This window comes from Dyadobacter sediminis (assembly GCF_005860765.1).
Taxonomy (GTDB): domain Bacteria; phylum Bacteroidota; class Bacteroidia; order Cytophagales; family Spirosomataceae; genus Dyadobacter; species Dyadobacter sediminis.
Genome location: NZ_VCEI01000011.1, coordinates 1,260,177 through 1,274,079, shown reverse-complemented (window position 1 = coordinate 1,274,079; position 13,903 = coordinate 1,260,177). Strand labels below are relative to the sequence as shown.

Here is a 13,903-nt window from a genome sequence, read left to right as displayed (position 1 = left end):
ACACCATACAAGGCAACTTACCCTTTACCCGCAATGAAATTACTTCTGCTGATCTTTGGCATTTTTGTTCCTGCTTTATCAGTCCATGCACAGGGAAATTTTACCATAACCGGACTAGTAACCGACCTCCGTTCCGGACAACCGCTTGCGTATTGCTCCGTTGCACTTTTTAAAGCACTGGATTCAGTCAGTGTGAACGGCCTGCTTGCGAACGAAAGTGGCCGGTTTGTTTTTGAAAGCGTTCCTTCAGGGAAATATTATATAGTAGCGCAGTATATCGGATACAGCAAATCCGTTGTCGCATTGCCTGAAATGTCACCTGGAAAACCCGTCGTTGATCTGCCAACCATTGTTCTGGAACCTGATGTGAGGACACTTCAGGAACTGAACGTTACGGCGGAACGGCAAACCGTTGAAAACAAAATAGACCGTCAGGTTTACCGCGCGGATAAATTCCTGAACAGTCAGGGCGGTACGGCCATTGACGTGCTCAGAAATACGCCTTCTGTGACGGTTAACAGTGAAGGTGAAATTACTTTGCGCGGATCTTCCGGATTTCTGGTACTGGTGAACGGAAATCCCGTTCAGGCCGATGCTGCAACCATTTTGAACCAGATTCCGGCCAATACGATCGAAAATGTGGAAGTGATTACTTCGCCTTCGGCACGTTTTGATCCGGATGGAAAAGCAGGAATCATCAATATTTCCACGAAAACAGCACAGCCTGGCAGACGTTCGTTTTCAGCGGGCATAATGGGCGGGTTGCCGGCAGTGTATACGTATAGCAACCTTCATCATCCGCTTCGTTTCGGAGCGGATGCCACTTTTAACGCCCGTTCTGAAAAATGGGATTTCAGCGCAAGCGCCAATTACCTGCGCAATGACATCGCCGGCCGCCGGATCGGAGACGTGCATACGACAATCGGGAATGTGTTGACCACATTTCCATCCGAGGGCGAAAGAAGTTTTATAAGGTATAACTACACTGCGCGTGCTGCTGTTTCCTTCACGCCCAGTTCGCGCCATGTATTTTCAGCCGGTTTTTACAAAGGTTTCCGTTCACAATCGAGACGCGCGGACATTGTTTATAACAATACCAAAACGGATCTTTTAACGGGCAAAACCATCGGACAGATTACGTATTTCAATTCCAATGTAGCCGAAAAATCAGGCGATATTATGCTGGGAAATCTGGACTACACACACTTTTTTGCCAATAAATCGGCGCTGACACTTTCCGGGTTATTTGAAAAAGCGGATCTGGACGGGCTGACAACCAATCAGAATCTTTCACTGCCTGGCCGGCAGGAAATACTGCAGAGCAGCAGAAACCCGAGCAAAAATCCGCTGAATGCGTGGAGGCTCAGAGCGGATTACACATTGAACTTGGGGAAAGGCAAGCTGGAAACAGGTTATCAGTTCAGAAATCAGGATCAGAAAGGGAATTTTCAGTACCTCGACCTGGATATGAAAAGCGGTTTGTTTCAGATTGTTCCGGAGTTCAGCAGCAACACTGAGGTTGTCAATCACATTCATTCGGTTTACAGCCAGTATGCTGCCAAATCGGGAAAACTGGAATATATCGCCGGATTTCGTTACGAGTATGCCACGCGCGCATTTACAGCCGGAAGTGCGCCTGTGCGCAATCTTGATCTGTCCAATCTTTTTCCGACGCTTAATGTGCAATACCAGTTCAGCAAGTCGTTCAGAGCCAAAGCCGGGTATAGCAAAAGAGTGCAGCGTTCGACAAACAGTGAGCTCAATCCGTTTCCCGAGCGCGAACATTCCGAGACGCTCGAATCCGGCGACCCTAATGTCCTGCCGGAATTCATTGACCTGAGCGAAGTGGGCATAACCAAGGATTTCAGCAAAGGAAGCGTTTTTGCAACCGTTTACAACCAGCGAATAAAAAACGTTGTGAACCGCGTGAATTCTGTCTACAATGACACCATTCTGAACCGGATTTATACCAATGCCGGCCTGGCCACCTCGTGGGGGCTGGAAGCAGGCAGCACGCTGAATATCGCAAAGTGGTGGCAGTTCTATGCGGGTGCAAATGTGTATCAATACCGTATAAAAGGTTCTTTGTTTAACCAGGATGTCCAGGTAAATACGGCCAGTCTGGTTTACACGGTCAATGCCAATACAACGTTCAGGATTTCGTCCTCTTTCCAGCTTCAGGGATCGTATAATTACCTTTCCAGAAGAGTGACTGCGCAGGGGGAGGACTCGCGGTTTATTACACCGGGAATTTCGGCCAGAAAGACATTTCTTAACGGAAAACTCGCTGCAACGCTGCAATGGCAAAATATAGATCTCGGATGGCTCGGTACGAACAAGCAGCAGATTACAACATCCGGAAGCGATTTTTTTACGACAACCAATTACATTCAGGAAACGGATATTTTTCAGTTGAACCTTGTTTTTAACCTGAACCAGACTTCCAGAAAATCAAAACTTCCAGCCAGCGAATTCGGAGAAAAAGAATTCTGAACTGCTTCTTTATACTTAGTTTTTGTTCCCTGATTTCCCTGATTGGTCAGCAGCTAAATCAGGGAAATTTTTTTGTAATCCTGTTTTTCAGCTCCAATGTCTGCTTTGACTATTTATTAAATATTGGTGTCTCTTTTACAAAAAAAAGATCTGATTTATCCGGTTCTGACATTCGCTTTACCGGCTGCTTTTCGTAGTAAAATGATTAAATGCCGGGTTTTAAAATGATAAACAAAGATCGTTTTGAGGCTGAAAAACGTAAATCAATACAATACAGACGGCATCAATTCGTAAAAGATTAAGCTGGGACAAATTGCTTTTATCGCCAGAAATAAACCGTTGTATATGAAATATGAATTGTTTATTTCGGAATCATTCTGGCGGATATATTTTACTTTTGTTTTTTGAAATACATTTTTTTGCTTCCTACGCTTTATAATTGAACAAGGAATGGTTTTTTAAGCTGGTTGTGAGGAAGTTACAGTTAATTGAATGGTGTAAAACAATCTTTATGAATGATTAAAAACTAAGATTATAAATTGTAAAAATATTACTATCTATAATGCTAACTAGTTCGATAATTCAACGTATTTCTGCAAATATTCAAAATTCAGTATAACAAAAAGTCATATTAAATTCAGGTTTGCAATTTTTTTAAAGTACCTAATTCAAAGTAATATTTGGCAACTGGAATAGTCTGCTATTTTAAATTGTCAATCAACAATTAACCAACATGCGTTTCAGATTAAGATATTTAAAGTATTTAGTTTCATTGTTCATCATGCTTGGCTTTGTTGTCTGGCTTTTTGTGCGTCCGTCGGTACTGGAAATGGCAAAGGAAAAGCTGGGTGAAGCAAGATCATACGGAGAAATAAAAGGCGTATGGCAGCAATATGAAGAAGATCTGGTGGACAATCCGGAATGGAAAAATGTAATCGAGCAAAAACTTTCGGCAACTGCATTGAACGACAAGCAAAAGCAGGATCTGAAAACGTGGCTTCCTGAAGAAGAAGAACAGATTGCGTCGTTGACGTCTGTGGAGCGTCCTGCGGAAAAGCCGAATGCAGTGAAAACGGAAAGTATAAAACAAAATGCGGTAAAAAAAGAAAGTGAAAAACCGGATGCAGTGAAAATGGAAAGCGAGAAAAATATTGTGAAAGCTCCGGTCGATAGCCGGATCAGTTCCATTGAAGAATCAAACAAAAGCCTTTCCAAAGAGGAACTGGCAGAACTTTACAACAAACAGGGAGATGAAAAATGTCAGGCATTTAAAGCTGCAAATGCACCGCATCTGTATCATATCGCAAATGAATATTACGAATATGCAGCTTCTTTAACCCATTCTGAACCAAAAGTATGCGAGTAGTAATTTACGTGATTGCCGGAATGTTTTTGTGGATCAATTCGGGTATGGCGCAAAAGCCGGTTAACAAATCCGGCGAATTGTGGGCAGTATGGGAAGAAGCCGAAAAGAAGCTGGAAGCCGGTCAGTTTGACAATGCCATTGTTTTATACCGCGCTTACGAACCCAGTTTTTCGTACCGGCTGAAACAAGCCGAAGGGTTGAAAAAACTTTACATTGAAGGACAAAGACTTCAGAAAGCAGGCAAATACCCGGAGGCGATTAATGTTTATAAAAAACACAGGAATTTTGAAGGCGTAGGCAGTTTGACGGCATTTGACACGAAAATTGAAGAATGTATTGCACAAATGGCAGGCCCGAACAATTCGGGCACAAAAGATTTTGAAAGAAGAATCCTGGCCAGCGAACTGGCTTATAAAGGCCAGAAAAAGCTTCGCGATCTGGATACGCTGGGCGCGGAAAGAGATTACAGCATGGCTAAAAAGTACGGCGGCAATTTTTCAGCAACGCTGAAGGAGCAGTATGAAGAAGGTCTGAAAATTACAAGAGAACTGCGCGAATGGGGAAAGAAATACAGGATGTTGAAGACGCAGAAATTGTCGCTTGAACAGGAAAAGGAACTGCTGGAAAGTTACCGCAGAATCAAGGGCGTTCCGGTAATTAATACGGTGGAAACTAAGACCAAGGAAATTATTGCAAAAATAGAAGGAAGCAATTCCATGCTGAGCTATGCACAAAACTGCGAAACCGATCTGCTGCTGAATTACATCAGCCAGAACCAGTCGCAGCTTGCGTATTCCCAATCGCTCGTCAATACACTGAGCCAGTACAAAAGCATCCAGTATAAAATAGGCATGTTAAAGTCCAGCGCGGAAAATTCCAGAACGGTAAAAAGTGCCTATTTCAGCATTGACAGTATGGTGAGATCCATTAAAGAACTGCCGGAAGATGTAAAAGCCAGTCTTGAGGAATGCATTCGAAATGACAAAACCAGGACTTTTGAAGCATATGCGGATCAGGCACGGAAATCGGGCAATGTGAGTGTTGCCAGAAAGTACGAAGCCATTGCACAAGGCCAGGAAGTAAATATCGATGCAGCGCCGGCGCCGTGTGCCGGGGCACCTGCTTTTAACCGCGGAATCATCATCGTAAGAGAGCACCTGAAAGCATGCAAGCCGTCTGAGGCCAAAAGAATATGGGACAATATTTCCAGGCAGCTTGGAAATTGCGAACAGAAAAACGACCTGCTCGAATCTTACCAGAGTCTGCAGGATTCCATCAGTCAAATGGGTGCAACTGCGCGTACTCTTGAAGGTTATCTGACGGATGCCAAAAAGTTAACTCAGGATAAAAAGTTTGAGGAAGCAAGACTTAAATATCAGCAAATGGCTGCACTGGATGTCTGCAACGGGGCGGAACGGGATCAGGAAGTGCGAAAAGGACTGGCAGAAATCAAATCAAGGGAAATCCGTCCGATGTACCGCATCGGTTTGACCGGCAGCGTGGGCACCAATAAACCGGCGTACTCGAACAGAAGACTGAGTTACGGTCTGGTTACAACAGGCGGAATTGATGCGTCGTTTATTGATCATCACAATCCGATCGACGTCGTGGCGAGCGCTGAATATTTCAATTCCTTTTATTATGCACTGGATAATGAAGCATACACAACGGCACGGTACAAACTGGAAGGTGCAAGTTTGTCGCTGGCTGTGAAACTTCACCTTTCCAATACCAATCCGAACAAAATAAGGCCCTATATCAAAATCGGAAGAGAGGAAATCATTCCGGTAAATTATGAATACGAGAATTATGCCACGTCGGTTATTGTCAAAGACAGGAAGCAACTGAAAAAAACGGTATCTTCTATTATTGGCGGGTTCGGACTGGAAATGCAAAGAAAACATTTCGGTTTTTTTATAGAGGGAAGTCTGAATTACGGAATAGGAGGGTTATATAATAAAAGTATTGCAAATCAGAACATCAATACGAATACGCCGAGCGGAGCATATTTCCGCAGGGCAGCAGGCCGTTTTGGATTCCGTTTCTGGTAACATGCACCGGCTGGTTTTTTCAAACGGAATGAAATACCGGATTATCATAGCTTTCAAAATAGAACGTCAATGGTAAAAGAAATTCAAAAGCTGTTTTCATTGCATTTATCCTGTTTAATCCGGTTCCTCCGGCTTTACTTTCATGGATTCGCACCAGTGATTCCAGGTACTTACGCCAAAATTGGTAATTGTCCAGGTGCGGAGTTTGATGACTTCGCTGAGCACAAACTTATGCCATAAGCCTTTTGGATAAGACAACAATAGCCACTTGTATTTTTTGATGGCTGTATCGATTCGGTTCATTCGTTATGAGGTAATTTCAGGTTCAGAGTCTTTGCTACAAAAAAAGAGAATACCTCGCCGGGCATTCTCTTTTTGGGTTACAACAAAGATCTTTTATGACTTGCCGGACGTAAATCCGGCATTGTATCCCAATTTTATTTTGGCAATATATTGAAAATCATGTAATCAAGTAAGCAATTTGCATGAAAGAAGCTACAAATTAGCTAATTGCTCTGCAGATAGCTATTTACTGTACTTTTGTTCAACTAGTTTAAAAAAAGGCAAACCGTTAAGTAAATTAAATTTGTTTTTCTTTTGGGCAAATAACAAGTACAATGGTATGTATTTCTACATATACATAAATTACATACCAGTTCAAACGCCATGCAGGTTTTTGCTCCCGAAAATGGCATGTTCTTCACCAGCTTATCTTACTGAAGCAATCGGGATTGAATAGAAGCCTGCGCCATTCTTCTTTATTTTAATAGATGTGCAATGCTGTCTGGGAAACTACAATCCCGGTTTTTACATGTCCGCACCGAGTCGTATACGTAAATGGAGGAAAACATGCCACAATTGAAAATGTATTCACTGATTAAAGCTTGGATTTGATAAGGTACAGAAATTGAATTATGCTACTGTAATTAACCATTATTCAACAGCAAATTCATGAAAATCAGATTTAACCCGCGTAAAAGCTCCATCCAGATTTTTAGTTACCTCCTTGTTTCAGCTTTGTTTTTCAGTCTGGTTTCCTGCTCACTGGAAGATCATAATCCGCAGGCGCCGGGAACAGTTACACCGGTCGGTGCCAAGCCGGCATGGGCGCCGGATATAGACAATGAAATGTGGGCCGTTGTGGAGCAACTGTTAAGCTACGGCGACAAACCGATTCCGACACTTACGCCTCAGCAGGCACGTATGAACCATACCGTGAAAGATGCCGTCATGGATCTTGTGACCAAATTCAACATTGCAGTTCCAGCTCCGCAAGTGGATACGACCGGAAAAGACATTCCGGTAACCGGCGGGACTATCCATGCACGCGTTTACACGCCAAAAACCGGCAGCGCGCCATATCCGGTCATTGTCTATTACCACGGCGGCGGCTGGGTTATTGCCAATATTGACGTGTACGATGCTTCTGCCAGTGCGCTTGCCGAACAGGTAGGAGCGATTGTGGTTTCGGTAGGTTACAGAAAAGGCCCGGAAAGAAAATTCCCGACAGCACACAACGATGCATTTCAGGCGTATCAATGGGTATTGAACAATGCGGCAACTTTCCAGGGCGATACAACGAAAATAGGCGTGGCCGGTGAAAGTGCAGGCGGAAACCTTGCAGCAAACGTAAGCATCATGGCGCGTGACAGCAATGTGAGTCTTCCGGTTCACGAACTTCTGGTCTATCCGATTGCCGATTCAGACACCACATCCGCTTCTTATACGAAATATGCTACGGCCAAACCGCTTGACAAACCGTCTATGCAATGGTTTTTCAGAAATTACCTGAACAACATATCTGAAGTAACAAACCCGAAAATATCGATTGTGGATGCAGATCTGAACGGACTTCCGTCTACAACCATTATCCTGGCTGAAATTGACCCGTTGCAGAGTGAAGGAAGTTTGCTGGGCGAACGAATGAAAGCTGCGGGCGTGGAAGTGACTTCCAGGCTGTATACAGGCGTGACGCACGAATTTTTTGGCGCATCGGCCGTTGTGCCGGATGCAAAAGATGCGCAGGCCTATGCCGCTTCAGAATTTAAAAAGGCATTCAATAAATAGGCTGGCCAAACCGTATTGCAGCCGGATTCCGTTTGGGAGTCCGGCTTTTTTTTTTGCAACAAAAAAATAAAATGTCGTTTGCAGAATTTCCCGCTGTTATAAACGCTAGCATAATAGGTTTATTTATTACCTCAACCCTTCAAATACAGCCGGAAAAGGAAAGCCTGACACGTCGCATGGCTTGAAACCGGCAATCCCGAACTGAGTTCCTTTCTGATTGTAAAGCCAGAAAGGATCGGAATTAAAACGGGCATAATCCGCTTTCAGGGCTTTTTCCAGCGCATTGATTTTTTCCTGTTCTGCGGCCGAAAGCGAACTGAAATAAGAGGGCTTGTTTTTCCGGATGGATTTCATGCGGTAAATATATTCCAGCAGGTTGTAGCAGGTTGTAAACTGGCCGCAGGCAATCAGTGCCGGTAATTTTCCCGACTGCTGGCTGGATGTATCAAACCAGAGCGTTGTACCCGTTTCGAATGCAGCCTGAGCAACAATCTGAAGAGCTCTGCCGGGCTTTAACGAGGGAATATTCTGCCTGACATGATCATTGGAAAATGAAAGATCATAAATATGGTTTGTCTTAAGGCGGTAAATGTACTTCTTGCTCTCGTAGGCATTGTGATAAAGCAAATAACGGATGCGCTTTAAAAATACGTCATTGTTCAGTAACAGAACCGAACTGATCCGTTCCTGGAACATCCGGATAATCACCATCAACGGTGTAGCACCGAAGTGACTGAACAGATTGGTGACAATGGTTTTAGAAAAGTTCTTGTCCAGGTTCAGGCCGCCGATCAAATGAATATTTCCCTTGATGTAGGACCGGATCAGCAAGAGTGCGGCCAGCGCAATTGCGCTTACAAGAAGGCAGGCAGTTTCCGCCACAATCGCGATTTTGGCCCGGTTTATTTGCTGTATATACAAAAACCCGGATACCGTCAAAGCAGCGGAAAGCAAACCTGCAATCAGGAGCAAAGTGATGATGCTATGGATTGTAATGCCTTTGATACCGGTGTATGTGTCCTTCTTTGCGTTAGGAATGTAAGGGTCTATGAAATCGCTCCCGACATCGTTGATCAGCATCAGATCAAAAGGTTTGAAAATCGTTTTTCCTGATTTTCTTCTTTCCTGTGCATCCAGAATGCTTTCCAGCGCCTGATTATCCGTAATCCCGCCATCCATCATGCCCATTTTAAAATCGTCCACCACAGCAAACTGGTTTGCAAGCCGGATGATATCCTCCGGCTTCGGGTCGGGTGGAAGGGAAGCGATGATCTGTTCGGCGCCAGGTTTTCCATACAGTCTTTCCAGTTCGGTTTTGTCGTATTCTTTCAGCTGCACAAAAAGCCCGTTCAGCAATTCTCTTTTGTTCAACTCCGGCAAAGCAGTCTTTACATGGGATGAGTAGGCATTGTAAGTGAAATCGTCCGGAAAAACAACGGGTTCAAAGCCAGCGGGGAAGCACGAGGAAGCAGCCAGCAAATCCGATAGTTTAAGCCTTTTTGCCGATCTGTACGAAAGACTGATGTTCCTGTTCCCGAACCGGAACTGCTCGTCCGATCTGTAAAGCGGATCCGGCTGCATTTTGATATTCTGCCTGAATAAAAGTCCTTTGTAAAATTCTGTCGCATTAAAACAGATTTCCTGAATATGTGCCGGCGATCCGGACTGGTAAAGATCGCCGAGCAAGGCTGCGTCAAAGAGTGCCGAGTCGTATGCAAGTGCAAATGCGTTGATAATATTCCGCTGCTTGTTCGGCCTGAGTTCCCATTGTTTGTCATCGTTCAGAATCCCAAAGACCTTGTCCAGCAGCCCGGTGCCTTCCAGGTTTTCAAAAAGCGATTTGTAGAAAGTACCGAAAGGAAGTCCTTGGGCATTGTTCAGCGCATACATGGCACCGGCCATTGTTCCGCCGGATGCCGATGAAATATAAGTCACCCGACTCAGTAACGTTGAGCCGTTTTCCAGCTTTAATGTATCGAGATAACTGAGCACACCCAGGCTGAAAGAAGCGGCCCGGAAACCTCCGCCGGATAACGCCAGCGCAATGTTGTCAAAAGGATTGTGCGTTCGTTCGGAATCCTGCCGGCTGCTGTTTTCCATTCTTGCAAATAGGGAATTTCGTCATTGATTTGTTTACAGCCTCTTTCAGACCTCGGAACACAGCGTGTTTATTCAGCCTGATTCCGCAATATCTTTTCAGCTGTGGCTTTTCATGGCCGCTATTCTTTGTACTTCAAACAGTATGCCTGAACGAATTGGAACTTCTTGAATATATTGCGGCAAATTTGTTGGTAAAAACCAGTGCTGTTTGAAATCTTAACCTTTTTACATGAACAAACGATTTGTACCTGTATTGTTGCTGAGTGCCATTGCGCTTGGTATCCTGCTGATCGCATCGCCGGGTTTTACACCTTCCGGCCAGCCCGTAAAAGCACCCGAACGCCCGAATGTCATTTTCATCATTTCCGACGACCATACTTCGCAGGCCATCAGCGCCTACGGCAGCAAACTTGCCAAAACACCGAACATTGACCGTATCGCCAGGGAAGGTGCCATTCTTTACAATAACGTGGTGGTCAATTCCATTTGCGGGCCGAGCCGCGCCACGCTGCTGACGGGCAAGTTCAGCCATATGAACGGCTATAAACTGAATGAAAAGCAATTCAATATCGATCAGCCGGTATTTACGGAAGAACTGCAGAAAAACGGTTACCAAACTGCATGGATCGGAAAAATGCACCTTGGCTCGCTGCCGCACGGGTTTGATTATCTGAATGTACTACCCGGGCACGGCAGTTACTACAATTCGGATTTTGTCAACTCGGACAACAAAACCGTTCGCTATCCGGGCTATGTTACGGATGTGATTACGGATTTGTCAACCGAGTGGCTGCAGAAACGGGATAACTCCAAACCTTTCTTTCTGGTGGTGGGGCACAAGGCGACACACCGCGAATGGCTGCCTGCCATAGAAGACCTTGGTGCTTATGACGATGTTGATTTTCCGATTCCGCCTACTTTTTACGATCAGTATGAAGGACGGCTTGCCGCGCAGAAACAGGATATGAGCATTGAAAAAACCATGATCCTGAAGACGGACCTGAAAATACATGCCGATTACAACAACGCCAATCCGAACGGAACGTACAGCCGCCTGTCGGCCGAACAGAAAAAGGCTTATTACGACTATTATGAAAACAAGATCAGCAAGGAATTTGATGATAAGAAACTCAGCGGCAAAGCATTGGTGGAATGGAAGTATCAGCGTTATCTGAAAGATTATCTTGCAACGGCCAATTCACTCGACCGCAACATCGGAAAATTGCTCGATTATCTTGATAAAAGCGGTCTTGCAAAAAATACGGTCGTTATTTATACTTCCGATCAGGGTTTTTACCTCGGCGAACACGGCTGGTTCGACAAGCGCTGGATTTATGAAGAATCATTGAAAACCCCGTTTGTCATCCGTTATCCCGGCATGATCAAACCCGGCAGTGAAGTGCGGAATGTAGTGTCCAATATCGACTGGGCGCCGACCATCCTGAATATAACAGGCACTGCCGTTCCGAAAGACATTCAGGGCGAATCGTTTCTGCCGTTACTGGCGGGCAAAAAAGCGCCCTGGCGGGAGCAGGCTTATTATCATTATTACGAATTTCCGCAGCCGCATCATGTAGCGCCGCATTTTGGCCTGCGCACGAGCCGTTATACGCTGGCACGTTTTTACGGACCGGAAGATTTCTGGGAATTATATGACATTCAGAAAGATCCTCAGAACCTCAAAAATATTTACGGCGCAAAAGGCTACGAGAAAATAACGGCTTCGCTTAAAGCACAGCTGAAAGCGGATATCATCAAATACAAGGATGATGAAGCGCTGAAACTGTTTAAAAGCAGCCCGCAATAAACGCTCGGTTATTCAGGCAGTAAGTCAGTTCGGGCTGCCTGAATAACTTTATTCATTTCTGATTCCAGGTAAACGTTATTCAATTCCTTTCCTGATCAGACTGTACTCTTCGCTTGCCAGCACATCCAGTTCGCCGTTCGTAGCCGCCCTGATCGAATCCCTGAATTTCCGGACGCGTGAAAGCATGGGTTCAATAATGGCATTGCTGTGATTGACAAAATCGTACAGGTCCGCTTCACAGGCCGGCAACTTGTAACCTCTTGAACTGCTCGCAATGAGCACGCCTGCATCGCGCAGCGGCGCAATCACTTTGGTTTGAAAATAATGCAGCGAAACCGGTCGGCTATGACGGGTTTTTATATGCTCCATAAGCTCGAAACTGGAAATGTAACGCAATGGATTAATATGCCGGAAGTGAAACAGAAGATAACTCAGTGTCGTGTGCTGATCCATGATATGCAGCGTCTGGCTGGGCGCTTTCTGCTGCAGGAAGTCACTGGCTTTATTAACGCTCAGTTCCGCCAGTGTTTTATTAAAGCCTGAACCTTCGGCATTGGTTCTGACAAGATCGGGAAGAAAAACGTCAGGCCAGAAACGGATCGTAAGCAGCCGTGGCTGCAACACTTGCACAAATTCCCGCCGCTGATCGGAAAGTACCGCTTCGTCATAGCACCGGGCAAGCGTGTCTGCAAGGTAGCCCGCAGCCTGCAGGATTTCTTCATGGCTGACCTGTACAAATCCGAAAGCCGATTCGTTGAAAAGATTGGGAATATGCGTTTGCTGCACAAAATGAATGAATCCCGACATGAAGGAGTCGCTTTCCTGCTCTGCTGCCGCCATCATTTCCAGATCCGGAAAAACCCGGAACAGCTCGCGGTCTGCAAGTCCGTGCATAAATTTATAAAAAGAGCCTTTATAGCGCAACCCTTCGGAAACGAGCTGCCGCTTGTCCACGATCAGTGCAAAAATCTGAAACGGCGCAGTTGCAAGTTCTTCCAGAATCTGTTTCCGCAGCTTGTGGTTATTTCCTGTCATCCGGGTATCTATGCGGCCGTTTGTAAAATACTTTTGCTGCACATTGTGCACGACTTCACTTACTTCGGAAAGCTGCTGTTTGGGAATGATTAAAGCCGTGACGATAAAATGGGTAGAAACTTTCTTGCGGGTATTGCTTTTATTTTTGAAATCCAGACTGTTATTTCCCCAATAATCCAGAAAAGCAAGATGGTTGTGCATATGAAATCGGCTGTTTTCTTGAAATGTAAAAGAAAAAAATCATTTAATTTTAAAGGGAGAGAAAATGGACTTTGGGATAGAACAAAAAGATTTATACAGCATGCTGATGTCTGTCCTTTGCGGCGGCATTATCGGCTTCGAAAGGGAGTATAAAAACAAGTCAGCCGGATTCAGAACGATTGTACTCATTACGCTGGGTTCCACTATTTTCACCATTGTTTCCGGCCACGGGTCCAACACAGACGACCGTATTGCGGCCAACATCATTACGGGAATCGGCTTTATCGGTGCGGGTGTGATCTTCAAAGACCGGTTTACAGTCTGGGGCCTGACAACGGCTGCTGTCATCTGGACTTCCGCTGCCATCGGAATGACAACCGGCATCGGTTATCACGCGCTTGCCTTTTTATTTACGATTCTTACACTGATTATCCTTTTGCTTGTCAGCAAAATAGAGCGGCTGATCGGAAATCTGCAGAAGTATAAAATGCTGACCGTAACTTTCAGGAATGCGGATTTCAGGCAAATCAAAATGCTGGAAGACAAACTGACCACCAATCATGTTCAGATGGAGCAGATTCATGTGAGCAAAGATCAGGATATGCTTACCGTTATCTGGCAGATTTCCGCAAAAAAGCAGTATCTGATGACGCTCAATGAAATTCTGGCAAATACCGAGGAAATCATCAGCTTTAAATAAAAACGTGTTTTTTTCATTGCGTTCGGAAAATGTTCCTGCTTGGAATTTTGACAGGCATGTTGTTTGCAGCAGCCATGCCACAG

Annotated in this window: 9 protein-coding genes; 6 read left to right on the top strand and 3 right to left on the bottom strand. The window is 44.9% G+C overall.

Annotated elements, in window-relative coordinates; translation table 11 throughout:
- Nucleotides 1–33: 33 nt before the first annotated feature.
- The 3 genes from FEM55_RS05885 (at nucleotide 34) to FEM55_RS05875 (ending at nucleotide 5,910) form a co-directional block, all read left to right on the top strand.
- Nucleotides 34–2,493 carry a TonB-dependent receptor domain-containing protein gene (locus FEM55_RS05885; RefSeq protein ID WP_138280347.1) on the top strand — a complete coding sequence of 820 codons (2,460 nt, stop codon included), beginning with the start codon at nucleotides 34–36 and terminating at the stop codon, nucleotides 2,491–2,493.
- Nucleotides 2,494–3,274: 781 nt separating this feature from the next.
- The gene (locus tag FEM55_RS05880; RefSeq protein WP_138280346.1) at nucleotides 3,275–3,859 is read left to right on the top strand and encodes a hypothetical protein; all 585 of its coding nucleotides are present in this window, start codon (nucleotides 3,275–3,277) and stop codon (nucleotides 3,857–3,859) included.
- Nucleotides 3,850–5,910 (top strand): hypothetical protein, encoded by a 2,061-nt coding sequence (locus FEM55_RS05875; RefSeq protein ID WP_138280345.1) that lies wholly within the window; start codon nucleotides 3,850–3,852, stop codon nucleotides 5,908–5,910. The genes FEM55_RS05880 and FEM55_RS05875 overlap by 10 nt, the downstream gene beginning before the upstream one ends.
- A gap of 114 nt (nucleotides 5,911–6,024) precedes the next feature.
- On the opposite strand, the gene FEM55_RS05870 is transcribed toward FEM55_RS05875, so the two are convergent.
- Nucleotides 6,025–6,213 carry a hypothetical protein gene (locus tag FEM55_RS05870; protein ID WP_138280344.1) on the bottom strand — a complete coding sequence of 63 codons (189 nt, stop codon included), beginning with the start codon at nucleotides 6,211–6,213 and terminating at the stop codon, nucleotides 6,025–6,027.
- A 648-nt stretch (nucleotides 6,214–6,861) separates the two neighbouring features.
- On the opposite strand from FEM55_RS05870, the gene FEM55_RS05865 reads away from it, so the two are divergent.
- Entirely contained in the window at nucleotides 6,862–7,977 is a 1,116-nt protein-coding gene (locus tag FEM55_RS05865; RefSeq protein ID WP_138280343.1) for an alpha/beta hydrolase, read from the top strand.
- A 126-nt stretch (nucleotides 7,978–8,103) separates the two neighbouring features.
- Here FEM55_RS05865 and FEM55_RS05860 read toward each other — a convergent pair whose 3' ends face one another.
- A complete protein-coding gene (locus FEM55_RS05860) occupies nucleotides 8,104–10,077 on the bottom strand; it encodes a patatin-like phospholipase family protein (protein ID WP_138280342.1) in 1,974 nt (657 codons plus the stop codon).
- Between the two features lie 229 nt (nucleotides 10,078–10,306).
- On the opposite strand from FEM55_RS05860, the gene FEM55_RS05855 reads away from it, so the two are divergent.
- Nucleotides 10,307–11,884 carry a sulfatase family protein gene (locus tag FEM55_RS05855; protein WP_138280341.1) on the top strand — a complete coding sequence of 526 codons (1,578 nt, stop codon included), beginning with the start codon at nucleotides 10,307–10,309 and terminating at the stop codon, nucleotides 11,882–11,884.
- Between the two features lie 75 nt (nucleotides 11,885–11,959).
- Here the strand turns inward: FEM55_RS05855 and FEM55_RS05850 are convergent, their stop codons facing one another.
- Nucleotides 11,960–13,120, bottom strand: a complete 1,161-nt coding sequence (locus FEM55_RS05850) for a DUF3800 domain-containing protein (RefSeq protein WP_138280340.1) — start codon at nucleotides 13,118–13,120, stop codon at nucleotides 11,960–11,962.
- Between the two features lie 64 nt (nucleotides 13,121–13,184).
- Between FEM55_RS05850 and FEM55_RS05845 the strand changes: the two genes are divergently transcribed.
- Nucleotides 13,185–13,820 (top strand): MgtC/SapB family protein, encoded by a 636-nt coding sequence (locus FEM55_RS05845; protein ID WP_138280339.1) that lies wholly within the window; start codon nucleotides 13,185–13,187, stop codon nucleotides 13,818–13,820.
- Nucleotides 13,821–13,903 lie beyond the last annotated feature (83 nt).

What these genes read in the sequence shown, in the direction of transcription:
- FEM55_RS05845 (WP_138280339.1), top strand. Translation starts at nt 13,185, where the DNA reads ATGGACTTTGGGATAGAACAAAAAGATTTATACAGCATGCTGATGTCT.
- FEM55_RS05875 (WP_138280345.1), top strand. Translation starts at nt 3,850, where the DNA reads ATGCGAGTAGTAATTTACGTGATTGCCGGAATGTTTTTGTGGATCAAT.
- FEM55_RS05850 (WP_138280340.1), bottom strand. Translation starts at nt 13,120, where the DNA reads ATGCACAACCATCTTGCTTTTCTGGATTATTGGGGAAATAACAGTCTG.
- FEM55_RS05855 (WP_138280341.1), top strand. Translation starts at nt 10,307, where the DNA reads ATGAACAAACGATTTGTACCTGTATTGTTGCTGAGTGCCATTGCGCTT.
- FEM55_RS05865 (WP_138280343.1), top strand. Translation starts at nt 6,862, where the DNA reads ATGAAAATCAGATTTAACCCGCGTAAAAGCTCCATCCAGATTTTTAGT.
- FEM55_RS05860 (WP_138280342.1), bottom strand. Translation starts at nt 10,077, where the DNA reads ATGGAAAACAGCAGCCGGCAGGATTCCGAACGAACGCACAATCCTTTT.
- FEM55_RS05880 (WP_138280346.1), top strand. Translation starts at nt 3,275, where the DNA reads ATGCTTGGCTTTGTTGTCTGGCTTTTTGTGCGTCCGTCGGTACTGGAA.
- FEM55_RS05870 (WP_138280344.1), bottom strand. Translation starts at nt 6,213, where the DNA reads ATGAACCGAATCGATACAGCCATCAAAAAATACAAGTGGCTATTGTTG.
- FEM55_RS05885 (WP_138280347.1), top strand. Translation starts at nt 34, where the DNA reads ATGAAATTACTTCTGCTGATCTTTGGCATTTTTGTTCCTGCTTTATCA.